Origin of the sequence: Streptomyces phytophilus (assembly GCF_013870535.1) — a bacterium.
Lineage (GTDB): Bacteria > Actinomycetota > Actinomycetes > Streptomycetales > Streptomycetaceae > Streptomyces > Streptomyces phytophilus.
The window spans coordinates 1-1,877 of sequence record NZ_JACBXC010001173.1 but is presented as its reverse complement, the minus strand read 5'-3'; the positions used below and the strand labels follow the sequence as shown (position 1 = coordinate 1,877).

Annotated in this window: 2 protein-coding genes and 2 pseudogenes; 2 read left to right on the top strand and 2 right to left on the bottom strand. The window is 75.4% G+C overall.

What is annotated here, in order from left to right; all coding sequences use genetic code 11:
• Together H5J30_RS30410 and H5J30_RS30405 are read right to left on the bottom strand one after the other, a co-directional pair.
• Positions 1-579: pseudogene (locus H5J30_RS30410) on the bottom strand (hypothetical protein); the annotation flags it as partial.
• Between the two features lie 30 nt (positions 580-609).
• On the bottom strand, positions 610-840 hold the full coding sequence (locus H5J30_RS30405) for a hypothetical protein (RefSeq protein WP_181790647.1): 231 nt from the start codon (positions 838-840) through the stop codon (positions 610-612).
• A 14-nt stretch (positions 841-854) separates the two neighbouring features.
• Here H5J30_RS30405 and H5J30_RS37565 point away from each other — a divergent pair.
• Positions 855-1,043: pseudogene (locus H5J30_RS37565) on the top strand (oxidoreductase); the annotation flags it as partial.
• Positions 1,044-1,119: 76 nt separating this feature from the next.
• Positions 1,120-1,877, top strand: a 758-nt coding sequence (locus tag H5J30_RS30395; protein WP_181790645.1) for a sugar phosphate isomerase/epimerase family protein, incomplete at its 3' end; no start/stop codon positions are given.

Genomic DNA, 1,877 nt, shown 5'->3' with positions numbered 1-1,877 from the left:
CGCGCCGACGCGGCCGTCCACGGCGGCCCCGTCAGCCGCGGATACGCCTGCGGCGGACCGGTCCTGCACCACGTCCGCCGACTCCGGAACCCTGTCCTCCACCGCCCCATCCGGCGCATCGGCACCGTTGCCGTCCGGAAGCTCATCGTCCAGCGGCGGGGCCGGATCGGCAGCCTGCTCACCCCCGGGTACGGCGGCAGACCGGTCCTGCACCACGTCCGCCGACTCCGGAACCCTGTCCTCCACCGCCCCATCCGGCGCATCGGCCGCGCCGCCGTCCGGAAGCTCGTCGTCCCCCGAGTCTCCAGCGCCCGCCGCGGGTTGATCCGGGTCCCGCCGGGCCTGCGCGTCGGCGCCTGCGGGGCCGTCCGCCTCGTCCGGCACCGCGTCCCGTACCCCGTCCTCCGCGACGGTGTCCGACCGCGACGGCAGCGGCGTCGGCGGCGGCTGCTCGGGCGGCGGCGGGGGCTGCGGGGGCATTGCCGGCGGGGGTGGGGGCATCGTCGGAGGCGGGGGGACCGCGGGTCCCTGCAGCCACTGCTGCGCGTCCTCGTCCCAGTACGACCCGCCGCTGCTCATGTACCTCTCCCCTGTCCCCCCGCCCGGCTCTCAGCCGAGCAACCGGGCGATCGACTCCACCGCCGCCGCCCCGGCGGCACTGCCCGTGGCGACGATCTGACCCAACTCCAGCCGGTCCCGCAGCCGTTCCAGCCGGGTACGGTCCCCGCGGCCGGCCCGCGCCTCGTTCTCCAACTCGATCAGTTCCTGCTCGTCGGCGACGGCAGCCTCCGAGGGCGGCTGCGCGAGCAACTCCGCACGCAGCGCACGGAGACTCGCCACCAGCGCCTCGGCGTCCGCCGGAGCTGGCCGGGCGGTGGGACCAGCAGCGGCTCCAGCAGACGTTCCTGCGGCTGGTGGCCGAGGGCCGCGTCGAGGTGCTGCCGCTGGTCAGCCACGTGGTGCCGGCGGCCGGGGCGGCGGACGCGTACGCCCTGCTCGACGAGCGGCCCGAGGCCGCGCTCCAGGTCGTGCTGGAGTTCTGAGGACACCGTGCCCGACCAGGAGACCCGCTCCGCGCATCCGCGCACGCCCCCGCGCAGAAAGGCCGACCGCCCCGCCATGTTCTCCCTCGCGGCCCAGGAACAACTGCTGCCCGGCGACACCCTCCAGCAGAAGTGGGAGTTCGCGCAGGCCGCCGGCTACGACGGCATCGAGCTGCGCGCCCAGGGCGACCTGCGCTTCGCCGCCCGGCTGCCCGAGCTGAAGCGGGCCCTCGCCGACGGCGTCGTCATGCCCACCGTCTGCGTCGAGATGCTGCACTTCTTCGGCGCCTTCGACACCGGGCAGCGCCGCGACGCGGTGGCGCAGCTGAAGTCCCAGCTCTCCGTGATCGCCGAGATCGGCGGCACCGGCGCGCAGACCCCCGCGTCGTACGGGATGTTCTCCCGCCGGCTGCCGCCCTTCACCCCGCCGCGCGACGAGGCCGGCGACCGCGCCGTGCTGCTCGACGGGCTGGCCGAACTCGGCGAGCACGCGCGCCGGGAGGGCGTCACGCTCTTCCTGGAGCCGCTGAACCGGTACGAGGACCACATGGTCAACCGGCTGGAGCAGGCCACGGAACTGATCCGCGCCACCGGCCTGGACAGCGTGCGGATCGGCATCGACAGCTACCACATGAACATCGAGGAGGCCGACCCCGCCGCCGCGATCCTCGACAACGCGCCCTGGATCGGCCACGCCCAGGTCTCCGACTCCAACCGCTTCCAGCCCGGCGCCGGCCACCTCGACTGGCCCGCCTGGCTCGGCGCGCTGAAGGCCGCCGGCTACACCGGCTGGCTCGCCGCCGAGTGCCGGCTGACCGGCGACCCGGCGGCGGC